We start from the raw sequence: 21833 nt of genomic DNA, 5'->3' as shown, positions 1-21833 counted from the left end.
AAGCCCGCTCCCACATTAAGCCCAGTTCCAACCCTACACCGAGAGTGACCCATGACTACCTTGCATGCTGAAGCAGTGGGCAAAAGGACTTGGCCGCAATACCTGGGCTGGGGCCTGTTCCTGATCCTGCTGGCCTGGGCCTGGCACGGCGCCGAGATGAACCCGCTGGCGCTGTACCGCGATTCCGGAAACATGGCGACCTTCGCCGCCGACTTCTTCCCGCCGGACTTCCACGAATGGCGCTCCTACCTCAAGGAGATGATCGTCACCGTGCAAATCGCCCTCTGGGGCACGGTGCTGGCGATCGTCTGCTCGGTGCCCCTGGGCATCCTGTGCGCCGACAACATCACCCCATGGTGGATTCACCAGCCGCTGCGCCGGGTGATGGACGCCTTCCGTTCGATCAACGAAATGGTGTTCGCCATGTTGTTCGTGGTCGCCGTCGGCCTCGGGCCTTTTGCCGGTGTCCTGGCCTTGTGGATCAGCACCACCGGGGTCCTCGCCAAGCTGTTTGCCGAAGCCGTCGAAGCCATCGACCCGGGCCCCGTTGAAGGTGTGCGAGCCACCGGTGCCAGTGCCCTGCAAGAGGTGATCTACGGCGTGATCCCGCAAGTGATGCCGCTGTGGGTGTCCTACGCGCTCTACCGCTTCGAGGCCAACGTGCGTTCGGCGACGGTGGTGGGGATGGTCGGTGCCGGCGGGATCGGCGTGATCCTCTGGGAGAACATCCGCGCGTTCCAGTTCGTGCAGACCTGCGCGGTGCTGCTGGTGATCATCGTGGTGGTGAGCTGTATCGACGTGCTGTCCCAACGCCTGCGCAAGCAGTTCATCTGACGTCGGAGGGGTGCCTCTGGGCGCTTTTTTTTAAGCATGCAGTTGTCTAGACAAGATGAGCCGGTGTACCGCGAACTCGCCGACATCCTGCGCCGCGAACTGAGCAGCTACCAGGCCGGTGAATTCCTGCCGGGCGAGGTGCAACTGGCTGAACGCTTCGGCGTCAACCGCCACACCCTGCGCCGCGCCATCGACGAGCTGGTGTTCGAAGGCAGCCTGTTGCGCCGCCAGGGCAAGGGCACCCAGGTGCTGGACCGCCCGCTGATTTACCCGATGGGCGCCGAGACCTCCTACAGCCAGTCCTTGTCGGCCCAAGGCGTGGGCGTGGAAGCGATGCTGCTCAAGCGCCGCTACTGCTTTGCCAGCCGCGAAGAGGCCCAGCAACTGGGCATCGCCGAGATGGCGCCGATGATCGAGCTGCAAACCCTGCGCAAGCTCGACCACCAGCCGGTCAGCCTGATCCGCCACCGTTACTGCGCCAGCCATGCGCCGCTGCTGGCGGACTACAACGGCGGCTCGCTGCGCCAGTACCTGCGTGAACGCGACCTGCCGTTGACCCGCACCCAAAGCCTGATCGGCGCGCGTTTGCCCAACCGCGACGAAGCCGCACTGCTGATGATGCCCCGGCACTTGCCGGCGCTCACCGTATTCACCCTTTCCCGCGATCGCGACGGCCGCCCGGTGGAGCTGGCGCAGTCCACCAGCCGTTCGGATCGCTTCCAGTACCAAGTGGTGACCTGATGGAGACCCCGATGAACCTGTCCCCGCGTCAACACTGGATCGGCGTGCTCGCCCGCGCCTTTCGCAGTGAATTGCTGCCCCATGAAGACGCCTTGCGCGACGTGGATTACCAACTGATCCGCGCCCCGGAAATCGGCATGACCCTGGTGCGTGGCCGCATGGGCGGCAATGGCGCGCCGTTCAACCTCGGCGAAATGAGCGTGACCCGCTGCGTGGTGCGCCTGGCAGACGGGCGCACCGGCTACAGCTACCTGGCCGGGCGCGACAAGGTCCACGCCGAACTGGCGGCCCTGGCGGATGCGCATTTGCAGGGCGCACACCCGAGCCCCTGGCTCAGCGACCTGATCGGCGCACTGGCCAACGCCCAGGCCGAGCGCCGGGCGCAAAAAGAGGCCGACACCGCCGCCACCAAGGTCGAGTTCTTCACCCTGGTTCGAGGAGAAAACTGATGAATGCCCAACGCTTGCAACCGGCCTTTGTAGACCCGGTGCTGGACGCCCAGCGCGGTTTTCGCGGGGCCCTCAAGGCCCTCGCCGAGCCCGGCCTGATCCAGTCCTTGCCCGCGGCCCCCAGCCTTGAAGGCCTGGCGCCCGCTACCTATGCGCTGTGCCTGGCGCTGCTGGATATGGACACACCGCTCTGGCTGGCGCCGTGCTTCGACACGCCGCTGATCCGCGCCAACCTGGCCTTCCACTGCGGCTGCCCGCTGACCGCCAACCGGGAAGAGGCCGCGTTCGCCTTGCTCGGTGAACAGGACTTGCTCGACCTCAGCGGCTTCGACCACGGCAATGACCGCTACCCGGATCAGTCCTGCACCTTGCTGGTCCAGTTGACCGACCTGGAAGCCGGTCGCGCCTTGAACTGGCGCGGTCCGGGGATCAAGACCCAGCGTCAGGTCAACCTGCCGGTGCCTCAAGCATTCTGGCTGGAACGTCAACGCCGCGAGACGTTTCCCCGTGGCCTGGACGTGTTGTTCGCCGCCGGCCATCACCTGATCGGCCTGCCACGCAGCACCCGAATTCCACAGGAGCATGCCTGATGTACGTAGCCGTCAAGGGTGGCGAACAGGCCATCGACAATGCCCACCGCCTGCTGGCGAAAAAGCGCCGGGGCGATACTTCCATTGCGGAACTGAGCGTGGAGCAGATCCGCGAGCAACTGCCGCTGGCGGTCGCGCGAGTGATGAGCGAAGGCTCGCTGTACGACACGGAGTTGGCCGCACTGGCGATCAAGCAAGCGGCGGGGGATCTGGTGGAAGCGATCTTCCTGCTGCGGGCCTACCGCACCACGTTGCCGCGCTTCAGCCCGAGCCTGCCGATCGATACCGTGCAGATGTCACTGAGCCGGCGTTTGTCGGCGACTTTCAAGGACGTGCCGGGCGGGCAACTGCTGGGCCCGACCTTCGATTACACCCACCGCCTGCTGGACTTTGCGCTGCTGGCCGAAGGTGAATACCCCGGCCCGCAAACCACGCCGGATGCCACTCTGGAAGCGTGCCCTCGGGTACTCGGCCTGCTGGCCAAGGAAGGGCTGATCAAGAACGAATCCGACGACACCGGCAGCGTCGCCGACATCACCCGCGACCCGCTGGAATACCCGGCCAACCGCGCCCAGCGCCTGCAAGCCCTGGCCCGTGGCGATGAAGGTTTCCTGCTGGCGCTGGGTTACTCGACCCAACGTGGTTACGGCCGCAACCACCCGTTCGCCGGCGAGATTCGCATCGGCGATGTGGAGGTGTGGATCGACCCGGAAGAGCTGGGTTTCCCGATCTGCCTGGGCAGCATCGAAGTCACCGAGTGCGAGATGGTCAACCAATTCGTCGGCTCGGCCACCGAGCTGGCGCAGTTCACCCGGGGCTACGGCCTGGCATTCGGGCATGCCGAGCGCAAGGCGATGGGCATGGCCCTGGTGGACCGCTCGCTGCGGGCCAATGAGTTCAACGAAGAGATCGTCTCGCCGGCCCAGCAGGAAGAATTCGTGCTGTCCCACTGCGACAACGTCGAGGCGGCGGGCTTCGTTTCCCACCTCAAATTGCCTCACTACGTGGACTTCCAGTCCGAGCTGGAACTGATCCGCAAACTGCGCCAACCGGCCGAGGGCACCCGCCATGAATGACCAGACTCAAGCGCCTGCGCGTGACCCGGCGTACAACTTCGCCTACCTCGACGAGCAGACCAAACGCATGATCCGCCGCGCCTTGCTCAAGGCCGTGGCGATCCCCGGTTACCAGGTGCCGTTCGGTGGCCGCGAGATGCCGCTGCCTTACGGTTGGGGCACCGGCGGCATGCAACTGACCGCCGCGATCCTGGGGGCTGACGACGTGCTCAAGGTGATCGACCAGGGCGCCGACGACACCACCAACGCCGTGTCGATCCGCCGCTTCTTCGCCCGTACGGCGGGCGTCGCCACCACCGAAAGCACCCCGGACGCGACGGTGATCCAGACCCGCCACCGCATCCCGGAAACTCCGTTGCAGGCCGACCAGATCATGGTCTACCAGGTGCCGATCCCGGAGCCGCTGCGTTTTATCGAACCGTCGGAAACCGAGACCCGCACCATGCACGCCCTGAATGACTACGGGGTAATGCACGTAAAGCTCTACGAGGACATCGCCACCTTCGGCCATATCGCCACCAGCTACGCCTACCCGGTGATGGTGGATGAGCGCTACGTGATGGACCCCTCGCCAATCCCGAAATTCGACAACCCGAAACTCGACATGAGCCCGGCGCTGATGCTGTTCGGTGCCGGTCGCGAAAAGCGCCTGTACGCGGTGCCGCCGTACACCCAGGTCACCAGCCTCGACTTTGAAGACCATTCGTTCGAAGTGCAGAAGTGGGAACACACCTGCGCGATCTGCGGCAGCCATGAATCGTTCCTCGATGAGCTGATTCTCGACGACGCCGGTACCCAGAGTTTTGTGTGTTCCGACACCTGGTATTGCGCCCAACGGGTCAAGGAGAACAACCAGTGAGCCAGCCTCTTTTGCAAGTGCGTGACCTGTCGTTGTTGTACGGGGAAGAGAAGGGCTGCCAGGACGTCAGCTTCGATTTGTACCCCGGTGAAGTGTTGGGGATTGTTGGTGAGTCGGGCTCGGGCAAGTCCACCTTGCTCTCGCTGCTCAGCGGGCGTCTGCCACCGCAGGCCGGCCACATCGGCTATCGCGGCAAGGACGGTGGATGGCTGGATCTGTACAGCGCCAGCGAAGCCGAACGTCGCACCTTGCTGCGCACCGAATGGGGCTTTGTCGAGCAGAACCCTCGGGACGGTTTGCGCATGGGCGTGTCTGCCGGCGCCAATATCGGCGAGCGCCTGATGGCCCAGGGCGTGCGCAACTATGAGCAACTGCGTGGCGCCGGCCTCGACTGGCTGGGCCAGGTGGAAATCGACCCGCAGCGCATCGACGACGTGCCCCGGACCTTCTCCGGCGGCATGCAGCAGCGCCTGCAAATCGCCCGCAACCTGGTCTCCAGCCCACGTCTTGTGTTTATGGACGAACCCACCGGCGGCCTGGACGTGTCGGTACAGGCGCGCTTGCTCGACCTGCTGCGCGGCCTCGTTCGCGAGCTGGATCTGGCGGTGGTGATCGTCACCCACGACCTCGCCGTGGCGCGCCTGCTGGCCGACCGCCTGATGGTGATGCGCCGCTCGCACGTGGTGGAAACCGGGCTGACGGACCAGATCCTCGACGATCCACAGCACCCTTACTCTCAACTGCTGGTGTCTTCGGTATTGCAACCATGATGAATGCCTTGATCGAGGTCCGTGACCTCTCGAAAACCTTCACCTTGCACCAGCAGAACGGCGTGGTGCTGAACGTGCTGCGCGGGGTGGAGTTCAGCGTGAAAGGCGGTGAGTGCCTGGTGCTGCATGGCCAGTCCGGCGCCGGTAAAAGCACGTTGCTGCGCACCCTGTACGGTAACTATCTGCCGGCGGGCGGCAGCATCCGGGTACAGCACCTCGGCGAATGGCTGGAGCTGGTTGGTGCCGAGCCGCGTGAGGTGTTGCAGGTGCGCCAGCAGACCCTGGGCTACGTCAGCCAGTTTCTGCGGGTGATCCCGCGGGTGGCCTGCCTGGATGTGGTGATGGAGCCCGCCCTGGCCCGTGGCTGGTCGAAGGCCAATGCACAGTCGCGCGCCGAGCATCTGCTGACCCGCCTGAATATCCCGCAACGCCTGTGGCAGCTGGCGCCCGGTACGTTCTCCGGCGGCGAGCAGCAGCGGGTCAACATCGCCCGCGGCTTCATGGTGGATTGGCCGGTGATGCTGCTGGACGAACCCACTGCGTCCCTCGACGACAGCAACCGCCAGGTGGTGCTGGAACTGATGAACGAAGCCAAGGCTGCTGGCGCGGCCTTGATCGGCATCTTCCACGACCGCGCCGCCCGTGAAGCGGTCGCAGACCGCCATTTCGACATGACCCCCGCGCCTGTTGCCCAAGAGGAATACGCCCATGCCCGCTGAACAGATCCTCAGTAATGCCCGGCTGGTGACGGCTGACCGCATGTTCCTTGGCAGCATCGTGCTGCGTGACGGGCTGATCGTCGACATCGCCGAAGGCCGCAGCCAACTGCCCCAGGCCCAGGACCTTGACGGGGATTTCCTGTTGCCGGGCCTGGTGGAACTGCACACCGACAACCTGGAAAAACACATGACCCCGCGCCCCGGCGTGGACTGGCCGTCGACCTCGGCGGTGCTCAGCCATGATGCGCAGATCATCGCGGCCGGCATCACCACGGTGTTCGACGCGGTGTCCATCGGCGACGTAAACCCCAAGGGCAACCGCATGCAGAAACTGCCGGCGATGCTCAATGCCATCGCGGCAGCAGAAAGCGCCGGCCTGACCCGCGCCGAACACCACCTGCACCTGCGCTGCGAGCTGTGCCACCCCGACACCCTGAGCGTGTTCCGCGACCTGGTGGAAAACCCGTTGGTGCAGTTGGTGTCAGTGATGGACCACTCGCCGGGCCAGCGCCAGTTCGTGCTTGAATCCAAGTACCGTGAGTACTACATGGGCAAGTACCACCTGAACGACGAGACCATGGACGCGTTCATCAAGCTGCAAATGGCCAACTCCAGGGAGTACAGCGACCGCTACCGCGCCGCGATCGTCGAGCATTGCCTGGAACGCGGCCTGTCGGTGGCCAGCCATGACGATGCGATCCTGGCTCACGTCGAGGAGTCGGCACGCTACGGCATGACCATCGCCGAATTCCCCACCACCCTGGAAGCCGCCCGTGGCTGCCGTCAACTGAACATGAAAGTTCTGATGGGCGCGCCGAACGTGGTGCGTGGCGGGTCCCACTCGGGTAATGTGGCCGCCGCCGGCCTGGCCGCCGAAGGATTGCTGGATATACTTTCCAGTGACTACTACCCGGCCAGCCTGTTGCAGGCGGCGTTCGTGCTGGCCAATCAACAGGACGGCGGCGACCTTTCTCGGGCGGTCAGGATGATCAGCCTGGCGCCCGCACACGCGGCGGGCCTGAGTGATCGCGGCGAAATCGCCACGGGTCTGCGGGCCGACCTGGTGCAAGCCAGGAGCCGCGACGGACTGCCCGTGGTCCAACAAGTGTGGCGACAAGCGAAGAGGGTGTTTTGATGGCAGGCAGGTTGATCTATCTCATCGGACCATCGGGTTCGGGCAAGGACAGCCTGCTGGATGCCGCACGACCGCGTCTGGCCGAGCGTGGCTGCCGCATTGTGCGGCGGGTCATCACCCGCTCGGCGGAAGCGGTGGGCGAAGCGGCGCAGGGTGTGAGCCCGGCGCAGTTTGCCGCAATGGAGGCCGAGGGCGCATTTGCCCTCAGCTGGCACGCCAACGGGTTGTCCTATGGCATCCCACGGGAAATCGATGAGTGGCTGGCGGCGGGGCACGATGTGCTGGTCAACGGCTCCCGCGGCCACCTGGCGCAAACCCGGCTGCGTTACCCGAACCTGCTGGTGGTGCTGCTGACGGTAGACCAAGGGGTGTTGCGCCAGCGCTTGTTGGCGCGGGGTCGCGAATCCCTGGCGGATATTGATCTGCGCCTGGCGCGCAATGCGCGATTCGCCGAGGGTTTGAGCGCTGCTGCAGATGTGTTCCTGCTCGACAATTCCGGCCAACTGGAACACACGGTCGAGCGCTTGCTGGGCTGCCTCGACGGGCAACCTGCATGCGCCTGACACTGCTGGGCACCGGCGATGCGCGGCAAGTCCCGGTGTATGGCTGTGAGTGCGCCGCCTGTGGCCTGGCCCGCCATGACCAGAGCCTGCGCCGCCGCCCATGCAGCGCATTGATCGAGTGTGGCGACCAGCGCTGGTTGATCGACAGCGGGTTGCCCGACCTCACCGAGCGCTTCCCGCCGCGCAGCTTCAACGGGATTCTCCAGACCCATTACCATGCCGATCATGCCCAGGGTCTGCTGCATCTGCGCTGGGGCCAGGGGCTGGTGATTCCGGTGCATGGGCCGGTGGATCCGGAAGGGTTGTCCGACCTGTACAAGCACCCCGGCATCCTCGATTTCAGCCAGCCGTTTGCCGAGTTTGAAACCCGCCGGTTGGGTGAACTGAGCGTCACCGCGTTACCGCTGCTGCATTCCAAGCCCACCCTGGGGTATCTGCTGGAAGGTGAAGGGCGGCGCATTGCCTACCTTACCGACACCGTCGGCCTGCCACCCGCCACCCGCGATTGGCTGCAACGCGAGCCGCTGGATGTGCTGGTACTCGATTGCTCCATGCCGCCGCAACCGCAGGCACCGCGCAATCACAATGACCTGACGCTGGCATTGCAGTGTATTGAGGAGGTGGGTGCGCAGTTGGGGGTGCTGACCCATGTGGGGCATACGCTGGATGCGTGGTTGTTGCAGCATCGGCGGGAGCTGCCGCGGCATGTGACGGTGGGCTGGGATGGGCGGGTGATTTAGCGTGGGAAGTTATGTCAAGCGGTGAGGTCCTGATCGCTGGTGGATTTGGATGAAAAGTTTGAGTGGATGTATCTTTGTTGATGCCGGTTTGGAGTATTCATATTGGCGGCATTGTGTGGATTTTTGTTTTTTTTCTGATAAACCAAGGCGCTGCCGCAACGGCTGGTGTGTGTTCAGTTGTTTAAATTGCAAGTAATTTATTGAGTTTCTTAGCGGGTGTTTCATCGCTTTTAAGTGTTTCGATGAGAACTAAATAAGCGCTGTCCCGTGCTTTCCATGCATGGGAGCTTAATGGCTGATGCCGATTGTTCCGGCTCGTCTATTAATTAATAAAGAGTGCTCTTTCTCATGAACGTTTTTGACGCGATCTCCATCAGGCCCATGCTTCAAAACTTGCCGGAGTCTGACCCCGGTCCGACTGGCTTCGGCGCGAAAGCCAAGCCGACCTACACCACGGATCAGGCCGGCAAGCAGATCTCGCGGGACAACCTGCGGTTTCACGATCGTAACGGCGACATGAAAGTTGATCTGTCCTACACCGTCGACCCCAGTTTCACCGCGCAGCAGCAACAACGCGTTCGTCAAGCGGTGCAGTCCTGGCAGGATGTTGCCAACATTAACCTCAAGGAGCAGGCAGATGGGGCAGACGGCACGGTAAACATTAAAAACAACCCTCGCGGTGACCGTGGTGTTGCCACATCACCTACACGCTCCAACACCAGCACGACCGCGACGATAGGCACGCTGAAAGCAGGGAGCAGACCTGGCCTGGGCAGCCACTTTTCGGTGACCGCGGTACATGAAATCGGGCACGCCATCGGCCTGCAGCATCCAGGCAACTACAATGGTGGCGGCTCTGCCTACAACAGTGGCGCGGTCTATGCCGGGGATACCAAGGCGCGCAGCGTCATGAGCTACTGGTCGGAGAAAAACCAGGCCGGCCACGACTTTCAGTCTTCGAATCCATCCGCGCCAATGATGGACGACATCGCGGCAGCGCAGCGGTTGTATGGGGCCAATCACCAAACCCGCAATACCGACACCACGTATGGTTTCAACTCCAACACCGAGCGGGAGGCGATGACGCTCAAGAGCGCCACGGACAAACCCGTTTTTTGCGTATGGGACGGCGGCGGTGACGATACGTTGGACTTTTCAGGGTTCTCACAGAACCAGAAGATCAACCTCAATGCCGAGTCGTTCTCTGACGTGGGCGGCTTGAAGGGCAATGTCTCGATTGCCAAGGGGTGCACAATTGAAAACGCAACAGGTGGGGCCGGTCGCGACACCCTGATCGGTAACGAGGCGGGCAATCGACTCAAAGGTGGAGCAGGGGCTGATACGTTGCGCGGTGGCGGCGGAGCGGACATGTTTATCTACGACAAGGCCAGTGATTCCACGCCCCAGGATCCTGACTTGATCGAGGACTTTACCAGCGGTACCGACAAGATCGACCTGTCGGGCGCATTGAAAGAAGCCGGCGTGGGCACCCTGGTGTTCACGGACCGATTCACGGGGCGCGCTGGCGAGGCCTTGCTCAAGTACGACGCCGCCACGGGCCGGTCAAGCCTGGAAGTTGACCTGAACGGCAGTGGCAAAGCCGAGTTGTTGATCAACAGTGTTGGCCAGATCAAGTCGACGGATGTGCAGTGGGCGGGGGCGACGCCTGGGTTCAAGCCGGTGCCATTACCCATGCCAAATGTAGTGCCGTCCCCGGCGCCGCCCCCTGCGCCTGATTCGAAAACGACCACGCTTGCAGTGTTGAACGAGATGATCGCCAAGACATTGTCGACGTTGCTGCAGCTATTGAAAGGTCTGCTTCAACAGCCGGGCGCCCCTGGGTAACCGCCAGAGTGAAGGCAGAGTCTGGCCCTGTTTCCAGTGCCTGGCTCTCAGCCATCAGCACCACGTGGTGCAGCAGCCGGATGTGTAGCAGATTGTTTTCATGCCCGGGTTAGGGCGATGGGTAATTGTAGGATTATATGTCTCCGGTTTTCTTCGTATCGCATATTGAATGCAGAGCTGGCCTGATCTGAAACTTCTGAATATAAATATAGTGCGCTTGAAAAATTGGCGATGTATTTCTGGCTGTTTGGATATTTAAATTGAAACGTTCATAGGGGTGACATTCGGCTTTTTCATGTGAGATTTTAAGGCGGCTGTTAAATGAAAAAGTCGCGTTGAAAGTCTGTTTCCTGATGAATCAAAGTCTCAACTAAAAGGATGTTGTTTGTATGAGAGTCACTGCTTCTTTCGTTAGTCCGCCTGTATCAGGTCATGAGCTATCTACGTTGAATGCGGCCACTACCAGTGATGGCGCAACCTCAAAAAAAACCTTCACCACGGATGATGCTGCAAAGCAAATCCTGCGAGAGGGTTCGAGGCATTACGATCGTAATGGCGATAACAAAATCGAGCTTTCCTTCACCCTTGACGATCAATTCTCTGTGCAACAGAAAGCGTCCTTGCGCAAAGCCCTGACGTCTTGGCAGGACGTGACAAATATTGTCTTCAAGGAGGGGGCGCCAGGTCCGGATGGTTCAATAACCATCAAGGCCAATCCCGATGACAATGGCGGGGTGTCGGGGCTGCCTAATCGCTGGTACGGTGATATGAGCACTACGGTTGGAACGAAAGGCGCTTCTGATGCCCCACGGCATGGCGATGTTTTTTTATCAACGGCCATACATGAGTTGGGACATGCCCTGGGGCTTGGCCACCCTGGGGACTATGGTGAAAGTGTGCACTCTTATGCAGATGCCCTATACACGCAGGACACCAGAGCCCACAGCGTAATGAGTTACTGGCGGGAAACCAATCATACGGGCCATGACTTCAAATCGCGCGAACCTTCAACACCAATGAAAGATGATATTGCTGCCGTACAGAAACTCTACGGGGCCAATCTCAATACGCGGAATACCGATACTACTTATGGCTTTGAATCCAATACTGACCGTGACCACTTCAGCCTTGAGTCCTCGAAGGACGCCCCGATATTTTCGGTATGGGACGGGGGCGGGAATGACACGCTGAACTTTTCGCTATTTTCCCAGAACCAGAAGATCAACCTGAATGCGGAGTCGTTTTCCAATGTGGGTGGCTTGAAGGGTAATGTGTCTATCGCCAAGGGCGTTGTCATTGAAAATGCCACAGGTGGCTCAGGTGACGATGAGCTCATAGGGAATGAGGCCGGCAACCGGCTCAAGGGTGGAGCGGGTTCAGACAGGTTGACAGGCGGCGCAGGCGCGGACGTGTTTGCTTACGATAGAGCGAGTGACTCGACACTCACCAGGCCTGACGAAATCCTGGATTTCACCAGCGGCACAGACAAGATCGACCTTTCGGGCTTATTGAAAAATACCTCAATCAAGCATTTCAACATTGTTGAGCGGTTTACGGGGCGTGCTGGCGAGATTGTCCTGAGCCATGACCCGCGCAGCGGAAACGGTAGTCTGGGTCTCGACACCACTGGCAGGGGCAAAGCGGATTTTCTGATTAAGAGCGTGGGTGGCATTCAGGCCAGTGACATAGTCACTGGCGGGGCATACGAACCTGGAGTTTCCAAGCCGGAGCCCCAACCAGAGCCCAAGCCAGAACCTCAACCGGACCCTTTTCCTGCTCCGCACGATACTGTCTATGGCTTCAACTCCAACACCGGTGATCCCTTCCTTAGCCTGCATTCCCAGAGTGGCGCTCCCAGGTTCCTGGTGAGGGACAAAGGTGGCGATGACACCCTGGACTTTTCGGGCTTCCGGCAGAACCAGACCATCGACTTGCGCGAGGGCGCAGCCTCCAGCATAGGCGGCTTGCGCAATAACGTTGGTATAGCCAAAGGTGTCACCGTGGAGAATGCGATTGGCGGCTCAGGCCGTGACACGCTCATAGGCAATACGGTGGATAACGTTCTCACCGGCGGGGCAGGTGGAGATACGCTCTGGGGTGTGGGCGGTAGAAACACGTTCAGGTATGAGAAGGCCAGCGACTCGGCCTATGACGACGCTGACCTGATCATGGATTTCACCAGTGGCCAAGACACAATTGATCTGACGGGTTTAATGACAGAAGTCGGAACGCCCTTGCGGCTGGTGGATAGCTACACGGGCCGTATTGGAGATACCGTCGTCAAATACAACCAGCAGAGCGGGCGTTACTTTGTGGGCATCGACTTACTGGGACGGCGTCAGACAAACTTCCTGCTTAAAAGCACACGCTTGATCCGGCCAGAGGACGTGATCGGTCTGTCTACTCACCTGCGCTGAAAAGCAACGCGCCAGGGCGCTCGCCATCCTCCTGGAGGGGATACCGCCCATAAATCCCTGGGCGGTAATTCCCAATCAGTCAGCAAGCCCTTGACCTCGTCACTCGTCATTTCTGGCGGATGCGGCGTTGGAGCCGTTGATGCGGTTGTAAGGTGGGTCAGGCAGTCGCCACCGCCCCTTGCCGCGAGGCGCTCAAGAAGCGCAGCAACGCCACCAGCGGGAATGCGCTGCCCACCAGCATCACCCCCAGCCAGCCGCCGTGTTCGTACACGCTGCTGGCAATCGCCGAGCCGAAGGCGCCGCCGATGAAGATGCTGGTCATGTACAGCGCGTTCAGTCGGCTACGGCTGTTGGCGTCGAGGGCGTAGATGGCGCGCTGGCCAAGGACCATGTTCATCTGCACGCAGAAGTCCAGGACCACGCCGGTCACCGCCAGGCCGATCACGCTGTACAGCGGGTGCACGAAGGCCGGCAGGAAGCTCAGTGCGGCAAACAGCATCGCCAGCAGCGAAGCGCGGTGGGTGTGGCCGGCATCCGCCAGGCGCCCGGCGATGGGTGCAGCGATGGCGCCCAGGGCGCCGACCAGGGCAAACAGGGCGATCTGGCTTTGGCTCAGGCCGTGGTTGCGGGACAGTTCCAGCGGGGCGGCGGTCCAGAACAGACTGAAGGTGGCGAACATGCAGCCCTGGTAAAACGCGCGCTGGCGCAGCACCGGCTGGCGGCGCAGCAAGGTGCCCAGCGAGGCGAGCAGCTGGCCATAGCTGGCCGCGTGATCCGGTTGGCGCTTGGGGATGGTCAGCATCAGCACCACGCTGATAAACGCCATCAGTGCCGCAGCGGCCATGAACATGGCGCGCCAGCCGAAATGGTCAGCCACCACGCTGGACACTGGCCGCGCCAGCAGGATACCCAGCAGCAAGCCGCCCATGATGCTGCCGACCACCCGGCCACGGGATTCAGCCGGCGCCAGGTGCGCCGCCAGCGGAATCAGGATCTGTACCGACACCGAGCTGAAGCCGATCAGCAGCGACACCAGCAGGAACAGGTTCGGCTGTTCGGTGAACGCCGCACCCAGCAGGCTGGCGATGGCCACCACGGTGGTGATGATCATCAGCCGGCGGTTTTCCAGCAGGTCGCCCAACGGCACCAGGAAGAACAGGCCCAGGGCATAGCCGATCTGGGTCAGGGACACGATCAGGCTGGCCATGGCCGGCGTGAGGCCGATGTCCGGGGCGATCAGCTCGATGATCGGTTGCGCGTAGTAGATGTTGGCGACGATGGCGCCGCAACAGAACGCAAACAGCATCACCATGCCTCGGGTCATCGTGCTTGTAGCGGGGGGCGTGGCGTTCATGGCGTTCTCATAAAAGCGAAGGATTGTGGCGAGCGAGGATAAAGACTGGCCCCGGGCGCGAGTAGCCTGTCTGTGGTGATAACACTCATGCCGGGAATTAATGACTGAAACGTTAACTTTCGCGCTGAAGGTCGATGATACATTCAGTCACAACTGCATAAACAGGAAATCGACTGCCATGAAGACGACATTCAACAAGATGCTCCTGGCCTCCAGCCTGGCCGCGCTGATGACCGTGGGCGTTGCCCAGGCCGCAGATGCCCCGCGTGTCGGCGTGCGGGGTGCGATTACCGCGATGGACGGCGACGCGATGCACGTCAAGGTCAACAGCGGTGAAGACGTCACCGTGCACCTGACCAAGGACACGCAGGTGCGTGCGGTCACCCTGGCAAAAATCGAAGACATCAAGCCCGGCAGTTACATCGGTTCGGCGGCCATGCCCAACGCGGATGGCACCCTGACGGCGCTGGAAGTGCATGTATTCCCACCGGCGATGGCCGGTACAGGCGATGGGCACCGTGCGTTCGACCTGAAGGAAGGCAGCAGCATGACCAACGGCACCGTGGGTGACCTGGTGGTGAGCAATGGCCGCACGTTGACCGTCAAGTACAAGGGCGGCGAGCAGAAGATCGTGGTGCCGGATGATGTGCCGATCGTCAACCTGGAGCCGGGTGATCGCAGCTTGCTGAAGCCTGGGGTGAAGGTGGTGATGTTTGCGGCGAAGGGCGAGGACGGGAGCGTGACGGCCCAGGCGATTTCCGCGGGTAAGGATGGCGTGACACCGCCGATGTAACGGCTGTAGATAGATCGTTCCCACGCTCCGCGTGGGAATACATCCAGTGACGCTCTGCGTCACCATTGCGCACGGTCCAGGTCTTGCGGCGCGACCTGGACGCGGAGCGTCCTATGATGCATTCCCACGCGGAGCGTGGGAACGATCAGCGATCAGGGTGCGGATTACTGCCCGGAGTAGATCTGGTCAAAAACCCCGCCATCATTGAAGTGGGTCTTCTGCACGGTGCGCCAGTCGCCAAAGGTCTTCTCTACCGACAGGAAGTCGACTTTCGGGAAACGGTCGGTGTACTTGGCCAGCACTTTCGGGTCACGTGGACGCAGGTAGTTGTTGGCGGCAATTTCCTGGCCTTCCGGCGACCACAGGTACTTCAGGTATTCCTCGGCAGCCACTTTGGTGCCTTTTTTCTCGACCACTTTGTCGACGATCGACACTGGCGGCTCAGCTTCTGCGGAAACGCTCGGGTAGATCACTTCGAACTGATCACGGCCGAATTCACGGGCGATCATTTCTGCTTCGTTCTCAAAGGTCACCAGCACGTCGCCGATCTGGTTGGTCATGAACGTGGTGGTAGCGGCACGGCCACCGGTGTCCAGCACGGGTGCGTGCTTGAACAGGTCACCCACGAACTTCTTGGCCTTCTCTTCGTCGCCACCGTTTTTCAGCACATAACCCCAGGCCGAGAGGTAGGTGTAGCGGCCGTTACCGGAGGTCTTCGGGTTCGGCACGATGACTTGCACGCCATCCTTGAGCAGGTCCGGCCAGTCTTTCAGGGCTTTCGGGTTGCCTTTGCGCACGATGAACACCGTGGCCGAAGTGAACGGCGCACTGTTGTTCGGCAGGCGGGTAACCCAGTTGTCCGGCACCAGTTTGCCGTTGTCCGCCAGGGCGTTGATGTCGGTGGCCATGTTCATGGTGATCACGTCAGCCGGCAGGCCGTCGATCACCGAGCGCGCTTGTTTGCTCGAACCACCGAAGGACATCTGCAGGGTCAGCTTGTCGTTTGGATGCTCGGCGGCCCAGTGCTTCTGGAAGGCGGCGTTGTAGTCCTTGTAGAAGTCACGCATCACGTCATAGGAGACGTTGAGCAGGGTGACCGGGGCGGCCTGGACGACGCCAGCCAGTGCGAGGCCGGCGGCCAGGAGAGAGGCACTAACGAGTTTTTTCACTGCTCATTCCTTGTTGTTCGAGAAGGTTTTTGAAACGCATGGGGGCAATATGCCAGCGACTATAACGGGGGGGCGCATAGTCGCTTAAAGATTAAAAAGAACTTTGCTTATTCCAGTTTCTTGAAAAGCGCGCTGCCACACCGTGAGCAAAACGCTGCATTGGGCTCATGGCTGTTTTTCTTGCACACCGGGCAATCCGTTTGCAATTGCTCACCGCGCATGGCGTTGGCCAGTTCGGCGGTGAAGATCCCGGTGGGCACCGCGATGATCGAATAACCGGTGATCATCACCAGCGACGAAATCACCTGGCCCAGCGGGGTCTTCGGCACGATATCGCCAAAGCCCACGGTGGTCAGGGTGACGATCGCCCAATAGATGCCCTTGGGAATGCTGGTAAACCCGTGCTCCGGGCCTTCGATCACGTACATCAAGGTGCCGAACACCGTGACCAGGGTGCAGACGCTGACCAGGAACACCACGATCTTCTGCTTGCTGCCCCGCAGCGCCGACATCAGGTAGTTGGCCTGCTTGAGGTACGGGCCGAGCTTGAGCACGCGGAAAATCCGCAGCATCCGGATGATTCGGATAATCAGCAGGTACTGCGCGTCGCTGTAGTACAGCGCGAGGATCCCGGGCACGATCGCCAGCAAATCCACCAGCCCATAAAAGCTGAAGGCATAGCGCAACGGCTTGGGCGAGCAATACAGCCGCAGGCCGTACTCGATGGCGAAGATGATGGTGAAGCCCCACTCGATATAGGCCAGCACGTTGGCGTAGTTGTCGTGGACTGCCTGGATGCTGTCGAGGATCACGATCACCAGGCTGGCCAGGATGATCAGCAACAGGGTGCTGTCGAAGCGTCGGCCGGCCGGGGTGTCACTTTGGAAAACCATGACGTAGAGACGCTCACGCCAGTGCTTGTTGCTGTCCATGGAAGTCGCCTGAATCGAAGATCAGCGAAGCCTAGGGGGATTCGAAGGGGCTGTCCATGCGGGTTTTCTGCATCACCCGCTGACTGGCGCGCACCAGCCAGGCGGCGAGGATAAACGGCGCGGTCAGCGCGGGCAGGTTCAGGCCGGTGAAGCCGGGCGTGAGGATGATCGCCAGCAGGATGCCGATCAGCGGCAGCCAGGGTTGGCGACGATGCTGGCTGAGGGCCAGGGCGGCCAGCGCCGGGTTATAGCTGTGCAGGCCGAGCAGGGCGCTGGCGGGCTCGTCCATCAACAGGGCGATCAACACGCCGAGGCTCGCGCCGGTCAGCGCCCACAAGGCCGCGCGGCGGCTGGCTATTAAAAGGCCGAGGGCGATCAGCAGGCCGGCGAGGGGTTGGTCCATCAGGATGACTTGGGCCAGACCTGTGAACGGCGCGCAGATTAGCGCCCAGGTGCCGGGTTCGCTGGCGGCAAATGCGGCGGGCGCGGTGGTGCCCAGCAGCAGCCAGCCGAGTACCACAAACGGTGCGGTGTAGGCGGGCAGGTCATCGGGGTTGGCGGCGCGTTTGAGCCACTGGCGAGTGAGGATTGCGCTGAGGCCACCGCAGGCGAGAATCAACGGCGGCAGCAGTGCCGACCAGCTGAAGTGCTGGCTGATCAGCAAGCCGAGCAGCACGCCGTTGTAGCTATAGAGACCGGCCTGGCGTTCGGCCTTGGGATAGCCGCGGCGTTGGGCGGTCAGTAAGCCGGCGACACCGCCCAGCAGCGCGCCGCCGAGCAGGGCTGGGGCGCCGATCAGGATCGCCAGCAGGCAGAGCAGGCCACACAGCGGGTGGCGCTGCAGGAATATCTGGCTGAAGCCGTTGAGCAGGGCTTCGGCCCAGTCGGGGCAGGGTTGGTTGGGCATGATCAATAATCTGCAGGAAAGCACCGAATCTTGTGGCGAGGGAGCTTGCTCCCGCTGGGGCGCGCAGCGGCCCCAAAAGATGGGCCTGCTGCGCAGTCCAGCGGGAGCAAGCTCCCTCGCCACAGGGGATTAGATCAATGTCTCGATCCGCAACGAATTGGTCGACCCTGGCTGCCCGAATGGCACCCCAGCAGTAATCACCAACGTATCCCCACGCTCCGCCATACCCTGTGCCTGGGCAATCTCCAACGCCGTGGAACACACCTCATCCACCTGCCGCAGCCGATCGTTCACCACCGAATGCACGCCCCACGCCACGCTCAAGCGTCGCGCCGTCGACAGGTTCGGTGTCAGGTTCAGAATCGGCACCGCCGGCCGTTCCCGCGCCGCCCGCAAGGTGGAGCTGCCCGACTCGCTGTAGTTCACCAGCACTGCCACCGGCAGGATGCTGCTGATACGGCGGATCGCACAGCTGATGGCGTCCGACACCGTGGCATCCGCCTTGGGCCGGCTGACGTCCAGCTGGGTCTGGTAATCCGGGCCATTTTCCACCTGGCGAATGATCTTGCTCATCATCAGCACGGCCTCCAACGGGTATTCACCGGAAGCGGTTTCCGCCGACAGCATCACCGCGTCCGCCCCTTCCGCCACTGCGTTGGCCACGTCGGTGACCTCGGCACGGGTCGGCGCCGGGGAGAAGCGCATGGATTCAAGCATCTGCGTGGCCACCACCACCGGTTTACCCAACTGGCGGCACACACCAATGATGTCCTTCTGGATTTGCGGCACGCTTTCCGCCGGCACTTCCACCCCCAGGTCGCCTCTGGCGACCATGATCGCGTCGCTCAGCTCGGCGATTTCCTGCAGGCGCTGCACCGCCGAGGGCTTCTCGATCTTGGCCATCAGGAACGCCTTGTCGCCGATCAACTCGCGGGCTTCGCGGATGTCTTCCGGGCGTTGCACAAACGACAGCGCCACCCAGTCCACCCCCAGTTCCAGGCCGAAGCTCAGGTCGCGGCGGTCCTTGGCCGTCAGCGGGCTGAGCTCCAGCAATGCCTGGGGTACGTTCACGCCTTTGCGGTCCGACAGTTCACCGCCATTGAGCACGGTGGTGTCGATGGCATCGGCGTGCTTGGTGATCACCCGCAGGCGCAGCTTGCCGTCGTCCAGCAGCAGGTCCATGCCGGGCTGCAGGGCCGCGATGATTTCCGGGTGGGGCAGGTTGACCCGCCGCTGATCACCGGGTGTCGGGTCGAGGTCCAGGCGCAGGGCCTGGCCGCGAATCAGTTGCACTTTTCCTTCGGCAAAACGCCCCACCCGCAGCTTCGGCCCTTGCAGGTCCATCAGGATGCCGAGGGGATAATTGAGCTGGCGCTCCACCTGGCGAATCCACTGGTAGCGTTGGGCGTGGTCGGCATGATCGCCATGGCTGAAGTTCAGGCGAAAGATATTCACCCCGGCTTCCACCAGCTCGCGAATGTCGTCGATGCTGTCGGTGGCCGGGCCCAGCGTGGCGAGGATCTTGACCTTCTTGTCAGGCGTCATGTTCAGGGGACTCTCTTTCAGGGCTTTCAAGAATCAGAATGGCGCGGAAATCGTTGACGTTGGTGCGGGTCGGCTCGGTGATGATCAAGCCGTCGAGGGCCGCGAAGTAGCCGTAGCCATTGTTGTTGTCCAGCTCGTCACTGGCGCTCAAGCCCAGGGCTTCGGCGCGGGCGTAGCTGGTGGGCGTCATGATCGCGCCGGCGTTGTCTTCCGAGCCGTCGATGCCGTCGGTGTCACCCGCCAGGGCGTAGACGCCGGGCAGGCCCTTGAGGCTGCCGGTGAGGCTCAGCAGGAATTCGGCGTTGCGTCCGCCACGGCCATTGCCGCGTACGGTGACGGTGGTTTCGCCGCCGGAGAGGATCACGCAAGGCGCCGCCAGGGGTTGGCCGTGCTGGATGATTTGCCGGGCGATACCGGCGTGCACCTTGGCCACGTCCCGCGCTTCGCCTTCCAGGTCGCCGAGGATCAGCGGGCTGAAACCGGCCTGGCGGACTTTCACCGCCACCGCTTCCAGGGATTGCTGCGGACGGGCGATCAGTTGGAAATGGCTACGGGCGAGCACCGGGTCCCCGGGCTTGACGGTTTCCGACTCCGGGCTTTGCAGCCAGGTGCGCACCGACGCCGGGATTTCAATCTGGTAGCGCTTGAGAATCGCCAGCGCCTGTTGCGAGGTACTGGGGTCGCCAACAGTGGGGCCGGAAGCGATGACCGTGGCCTGGTCGCCCGGTACATCGGAAATCGCGTAGGTGTAGACGGTGGCAGGCCAGCTTGCCTTGGCCAGGCGCCCGCCCTTGATCGCCGAGAGGTGCTTGCGCACGCAGTTCATCTCGCCGATGGTGGCGCCGGATTTGAGCAGGGCCTTGTTGATCGCTTGCTTGTCCGCCAGGGTGATGCCGGCGGCCGGAAGGGCGAGCAGTGCAGAGCCGCCGCCGGAGAGCAGGAAGATCACGCGGTCGTCTTCGCCCAGGTTGCTGATCAGCTCCAGCACACGCTTGGCCACGGCCTGGCCTGCGGCGTCCGGCACCGGGTGCGCGGCTTCGACCACCTCGATTTTCTTGCAGGGTGCGCCGTGGCCGTAGCGGGTGACCACCAGGCCCGAAACTTCGCCTTGCCAGCAGTTTTCCACCACCAGCGCCATGGCGGCGGCGGCTTTGCCGGCGCCGATCACGATGACCCGGCCGCTGCGGTCGGCGGGCAGATAGGGTTCGAGGACTTGCCGGGGGTGGGCGGCGTCGATGGCTGTGGCAAACAGCTCGCGAAGCAGGTGTTGCGGATCGACCGACATAAGCGGGCTCCCGGGGATTCTTGTTATTAGGGGTGCATCAAATTCGATGTGAAATGCGGTCAAAAATGTGGGAGCGGGCTTGCTCGCGAAAGCGGTCTACCATTCGACATCCATGCTGACTGATACACCGCTTTCGCGAGCAAGCCCGCTCCCACATTCGATCGCATTTCAACGGGCGTTATTTATCGCGAATCGAAAAATTCGCCATATGTTCCAGGCCCTTGATCAGCGCCGAGTGGTCCCAGTTGCCGCCACCTATGGCGGTGCAGGTGCTGAATACCTGCTGCGTGCCGGCGGTGTTCGGCAGGTTGATCCCCAGCTCCTTGGCACCGGCCAGGGCCAGGTTCAGATCCTTCTGGTGCAGGTTGATGCGGAAGCCCGGGTCGAAGGTGCCCTTGATCATGCGCTCGCCATGCACTTCGAGGATTTTCGACGAAGCAAACCCCCCCATCAGTGCTTCACGCACCTTGGCCGGGTCGGCGCCGTTCTTCGAGGCGAACAGCAGCGCTTCCGCCACCGCCTGGATGTTCAACGCAACGATGATCTGGTTGGCCACCTTGGCGGTCTGGCCATCGCCATTGCCGCCCACCAGGGTGATGTTCTTGCCCATGGCCTGGAACAGCGGCAGGGCGCGTTCGAAGGTGTGCGGGTCGCCGCCGATCATGATGCTCAGGGTGCCGGCCTTGGCACCGACTTCACCACCGGACACCGGGGCGTCGAGGTAACGTGCGCCGGTCTCGTTGATCTTTGCGGCGAAGGCCTTGGTGGCGGTGGGCGAGATCGAACTCATGTCGATCACCACTTTGTTCGGCCCAAGACCTGCGGCAACGCCGTCGGCGCGGAATAGCACATCATCGACCTGCGGAGTGTCGGGCACCATGACGATGATGAATTCGGCTTCCTGGGCCACTTGCTGCGGGTTGGCCAGGGCCACCGCACCAGCGCTGATCAGTTCAGCCGGCGCCTTGCCGTGATGCTCGGAAAGAAACAGTTGGTGACCGGCCTTTTGCAGGTTGGCAGCCATGGGTTGGCCCATGATGCCGGTGCCGATAAATCCGATTTTAGCCATGACGAAAATCCTCTTATTGTTAGGTGTGCAGGCCTGGCGCG

General features: G+C 62.0%; 21 protein-coding genes. 14 read left to right on the top strand and 7 right to left on the bottom strand.

Annotation, left to right across the window (positions count from 1 at the left end; all coding sequences use genetic code 11):
- The first annotated feature begins 51 nt into the window (after nt 1-51).
- The 13 genes from phnE to V6607_RS23840 all read left to right on the top strand — a co-directional run bounded on the left by phnE (nt 52) and on the right by V6607_RS23840 (nt 12738).
- Nucleotides 52-834, top strand: coding sequence for a phosphonate ABC transporter, permease protein PhnE (gene phnE / locus V6607_RS23900; RefSeq protein WP_003210621.1), 783 nt, complete (start codon nt 52-54; stop codon nt 832-834).
- Between the two features lie 36 nt (nt 835-870).
- A complete protein-coding gene (gene phnF, locus V6607_RS23895) occupies nt 871-1575 on the top strand; it encodes a phosphonate metabolism transcriptional regulator PhnF (RefSeq protein WP_166742177.1) in 705 nt (234 codons plus the stop codon).
- Between the two features lie 11 nt (nt 1576-1586).
- Entirely contained in the window at nt 1587-2024 is a 438-nt protein-coding gene (gene phnG, locus V6607_RS23890) for a phosphonate C-P lyase system protein PhnG (RefSeq protein WP_003210619.1), read from the top strand.
- Complete coding sequence (gene phnH, locus V6607_RS23885; protein ID WP_134327104.1) at nt 2024-2614, top strand: phosphonate C-P lyase system protein PhnH; 591 nt, start codon at nt 2024-2026, stop codon at nt 2612-2614. Before phnG ends, phnH begins: the two co-directional genes overlap by 1 nt.
- Nucleotides 2614-3690, top strand: coding sequence for a carbon-phosphorus lyase complex subunit PhnI (locus V6607_RS23880; protein WP_134327103.1), 1077 nt, complete (start codon nt 2614-2616; stop codon nt 3688-3690). Before phnH ends, V6607_RS23880 begins: the two co-directional genes overlap by 1 nt.
- Nucleotides 3683-4549, top strand: a complete 867-nt coding sequence (locus tag V6607_RS23875) for an alpha-D-ribose 1-methylphosphonate 5-phosphate C-P-lyase PhnJ (RefSeq protein ID WP_134327102.1) — start codon at nt 3683-3685, stop codon at nt 4547-4549. Before V6607_RS23880 ends, V6607_RS23875 begins: the two co-directional genes overlap by 8 nt.
- Nucleotides 4546-5319, top strand: a complete 774-nt coding sequence (phnK, locus tag V6607_RS23870; RefSeq protein ID WP_256662367.1) for a phosphonate C-P lyase system protein PhnK — start codon at nt 4546-4548, stop codon at nt 5317-5319. The genes V6607_RS23875 and phnK overlap by 4 nt, the downstream gene beginning before the upstream one ends.
- Nucleotides 5319-6038, top strand: a complete 720-nt coding sequence (gene phnL / locus V6607_RS23865; RefSeq protein WP_008434762.1) for a phosphonate C-P lyase system protein PhnL — start codon at nt 5319-5321, stop codon at nt 6036-6038. The genes phnK and phnL overlap by 1 nt, the downstream gene beginning before the upstream one ends.
- The gene (locus tag V6607_RS23860) at nt 6028-7173 is read left to right on the top strand and encodes an alpha-D-ribose 1-methylphosphonate 5-triphosphate diphosphatase (RefSeq protein ID WP_134327101.1); all 1146 of its coding nucleotides are present in this window, start codon (nt 6028-6030) and stop codon (nt 7171-7173) included. The genes phnL and V6607_RS23860 overlap by 11 nt, the downstream gene beginning before the upstream one ends.
- Nucleotides 7173-7736 carry a phosphonate metabolism protein/1,5-bisphosphokinase (PRPP-forming) PhnN gene (gene phnN / locus V6607_RS23855; protein WP_087694466.1) on the top strand — a complete coding sequence of 188 codons (564 nt, stop codon included), beginning with the start codon at nt 7173-7175 and terminating at the stop codon, nt 7734-7736. The genes V6607_RS23860 and phnN overlap by 1 nt, the downstream gene beginning before the upstream one ends.
- On the top strand, nt 7727-8476 hold the full coding sequence (gene phnP / locus V6607_RS23850) for a phosphonate metabolism protein PhnP (protein WP_003210610.1): 750 nt from the start codon (nt 7727-7729) through the stop codon (nt 8474-8476). The genes phnN and phnP overlap by 10 nt, the downstream gene beginning before the upstream one ends.
- 348 nt (nt 8477-8824) lie before the next feature.
- Entirely contained in the window at nt 8825-10321 is a 1497-nt protein-coding gene (locus V6607_RS23845) for a M10 family metallopeptidase C-terminal domain-containing protein (protein WP_134327100.1), read from the top strand.
- Nucleotides 10322-10710: 389 nt separating this feature from the next.
- Nucleotides 10711-12738: a M10 family metallopeptidase C-terminal domain-containing protein gene (locus V6607_RS23840; RefSeq protein ID WP_134327099.1), complete on the top strand. Its 2028-nt coding sequence runs from the start codon at nt 10711-10713 to the stop codon at nt 12736-12738.
- Nucleotides 12739-12895: 157 nt separating this feature from the next.
- On the opposite strand, the gene V6607_RS23835 is transcribed toward V6607_RS23840, so the two are convergent.
- Nucleotides 12896-14092 (bottom strand): MFS transporter, encoded by a 1197-nt coding sequence (locus V6607_RS23835; RefSeq protein ID WP_032899318.1) that lies wholly within the window; start codon nt 14090-14092, stop codon nt 12896-12898.
- A gap of 178 nt (nt 14093-14270) precedes the next feature.
- Here V6607_RS23835 and V6607_RS23830 point away from each other — a divergent pair, with 178 nt between their 5' ends.
- Nucleotides 14271-14885 (top strand): DUF5666 domain-containing protein, encoded by a 615-nt coding sequence (locus V6607_RS23830; RefSeq protein ID WP_134327098.1) that lies wholly within the window; start codon nt 14271-14273, stop codon nt 14883-14885.
- 164 nt (nt 14886-15049) lie between these two features.
- On the opposite strand, the gene V6607_RS23825 is transcribed toward V6607_RS23830, so the two are convergent.
- From V6607_RS23825 to V6607_RS23800, 6 genes are all read right to left on the bottom strand, one after another.
- Complete coding sequence (locus V6607_RS23825; protein ID WP_003210600.1) at nt 15050-16054, bottom strand: sulfate ABC transporter substrate-binding protein; 1005 nt, start codon at nt 16052-16054, stop codon at nt 15050-15052.
- Nucleotides 16055-16161: 107 nt separating this feature from the next.
- Nucleotides 16162-16986, bottom strand: coding sequence for an ion transporter (locus V6607_RS23820; RefSeq protein WP_008434745.1), 825 nt, complete (start codon nt 16984-16986; stop codon nt 16162-16164).
- Between the two features lie 31 nt (nt 16987-17017).
- Nucleotides 17018-17893 (bottom strand): urea transporter, encoded by an 876-nt coding sequence (locus V6607_RS23815; RefSeq protein ID WP_134327097.1) that lies wholly within the window; start codon nt 17891-17893, stop codon nt 17018-17020.
- 129 nt (nt 17894-18022) lie between these two features.
- Nucleotides 18023-19438: a pyruvate kinase gene (pyk, locus tag V6607_RS23810; protein WP_003210597.1), complete on the bottom strand. Its 1416-nt coding sequence runs from the start codon at nt 19436-19438 to the stop codon at nt 18023-18025.
- Nucleotides 19428-20723, bottom strand: coding sequence for a glycerate kinase (locus V6607_RS23805; RefSeq protein ID WP_134327096.1), 1296 nt, complete (start codon nt 20721-20723; stop codon nt 19428-19430). The genes pyk and V6607_RS23805 overlap by 11 nt, the downstream gene beginning before the upstream one ends.
- A gap of 178 nt (nt 20724-20901) precedes the next feature.
- Nucleotides 20902-21792, bottom strand: coding sequence for a 2-hydroxy-3-oxopropionate reductase (locus V6607_RS23800; RefSeq protein WP_003210595.1), 891 nt, complete (start codon nt 21790-21792; stop codon nt 20902-20904).
- Nucleotides 21793-21833: the final 41 nt, after the last annotated feature.

The organism is Pseudomonas sp. KK18, from assembly GCF_037094675.1.
GTDB lineage: Bacteria > Pseudomonadota > Gammaproteobacteria > Pseudomonadales > Pseudomonadaceae > Aquipseudomonas.
Note: the sequence above shows the minus strand (reverse complement) of the source record. Positions and strands in the feature narration are given on the sequence as shown.

Excerpts from the sequence above, each read along its gene's own strand:
- phnE (WP_003210621.1), top strand. The coding sequence starts at position 52 with ATGACTACCTTGCATGCTGAAGCAGTGGGCAAAAGGACTTGGCCGCAA.
- phnF (WP_166742177.1), top strand. The coding sequence starts at position 871 with ATGCAGTTGTCTAGACAAGATGAGCCGGTGTACCGCGAACTCGCCGAC.
- phnG (WP_003210619.1), top strand. The coding sequence starts at position 1,587 with ATGAACCTGTCCCCGCGTCAACACTGGATCGGCGTGCTCGCCCGCGCC.
- phnH (WP_134327104.1), top strand. The coding sequence starts at position 2,024 with ATGAATGCCCAACGCTTGCAACCGGCCTTTGTAGACCCGGTGCTGGAC.
- V6607_RS23880 (WP_134327103.1), top strand. The coding sequence starts at position 2,614 with ATGTACGTAGCCGTCAAGGGTGGCGAACAGGCCATCGACAATGCCCAC.
- V6607_RS23875 (WP_134327102.1), top strand. The coding sequence starts at position 3,683 with ATGAATGACCAGACTCAAGCGCCTGCGCGTGACCCGGCGTACAACTTC.
- phnL (WP_008434762.1), top strand. The coding sequence starts at position 5,319 with ATGAATGCCTTGATCGAGGTCCGTGACCTCTCGAAAACCTTCACCTTG.
- V6607_RS23860 (WP_134327101.1), top strand. The coding sequence starts at position 6,028 with ATGCCCGCTGAACAGATCCTCAGTAATGCCCGGCTGGTGACGGCTGAC.
- phnN (WP_087694466.1), top strand. The coding sequence starts at position 7,173 with ATGGCAGGCAGGTTGATCTATCTCATCGGACCATCGGGTTCGGGCAAG.
- phnP (WP_003210610.1), top strand. The coding sequence starts at position 7,727 with ATGCGCCTGACACTGCTGGGCACCGGCGATGCGCGGCAAGTCCCGGTG.
- V6607_RS23845 (WP_134327100.1), top strand. The coding sequence starts at position 8,825 with ATGAACGTTTTTGACGCGATCTCCATCAGGCCCATGCTTCAAAACTTG.
- V6607_RS23840 (WP_134327099.1), top strand. The coding sequence starts at position 10,711 with ATGAGAGTCACTGCTTCTTTCGTTAGTCCGCCTGTATCAGGTCATGAG.
- V6607_RS23835 (WP_032899318.1), bottom strand. The coding sequence starts at position 14,092 with ATGAACGCCACGCCCCCCGCTACAAGCACGATGACCCGAGGCATGGTG.
- V6607_RS23830 (WP_134327098.1), top strand. The coding sequence starts at position 14,271 with ATGAAGACGACATTCAACAAGATGCTCCTGGCCTCCAGCCTGGCCGCG.
- V6607_RS23820 (WP_008434745.1), bottom strand. The coding sequence starts at position 16,986 with ATGGACAGCAACAAGCACTGGCGTGAGCGTCTCTACGTCATGGTTTTC.
- V6607_RS23815 (WP_134327097.1), bottom strand. The coding sequence starts at position 17,893 with ATGCCCAACCAACCCTGCCCCGACTGGGCCGAAGCCCTGCTCAACGGC.
- pyk (WP_003210597.1), bottom strand. The coding sequence starts at position 19,438 with ATGACGCCTGACAAGAAGGTCAAGATCCTCGCCACGCTGGGCCCGGCC.
- V6607_RS23805 (WP_134327096.1), bottom strand. The coding sequence starts at position 20,723 with ATGTCGGTCGATCCGCAACACCTGCTTCGCGAGCTGTTTGCCACAGCC.
- V6607_RS23800 (WP_003210595.1), bottom strand. The coding sequence starts at position 21,792 with ATGGCTAAAATCGGATTTATCGGCACCGGCATCATGGGCCAACCCATG.